Source organism: Pseudomonas sp. SIMBA_067, assembly GCF_046534675.1.
In the GTDB taxonomy this organism is placed as follows: Bacteria; Pseudomonadota; Gammaproteobacteria; order Pseudomonadales; family Pseudomonadaceae; genus Aquipseudomonas; species Aquipseudomonas putida.
Genome location: NZ_JAWRYH010000386.1, coordinates 1 through 274, shown reverse-complemented (window position 1 = coordinate 274; position 274 = coordinate 1). Strand labels below are relative to the sequence as shown.

At 30.3% G+C, this 274-nt stretch carries 1 protein-coding gene; it reads right to left on the bottom strand.

The window, feature by feature from the left end:
• Positions 1-195, bottom strand: a 195-nt coding sequence (locus tag SB765_RS29550) for a hypothetical protein (protein WP_410932480.1), incomplete at its 3' end; no start/stop codon positions are given.
• Between the last annotated feature and the right edge of the window lie 79 nt (positions 196-274).

Genomic DNA, 274 nt, shown 5'->3' with positions numbered 1-274 from the left:
ACAAAAGGAAGTTTTAAGTACATTTTCAATTAGATCAAAACGATTGTTGGTGAAATTGTGATCAATGATCACATAATATTTAAATTTGACACCACTTAAGGCAATTGCACCATTTACACCAATATAATCAATATCCGATCGCTGTAAATATGACGTTTCTAGTTGATGCACAGATGGACCTGTTGCAATTAGCATACATTTTCGATTGGGACTAAAATTTATTTTAAAAAACAACTTATTGTCGATAATTCCCAATTAAATTTTAGTCCCAATC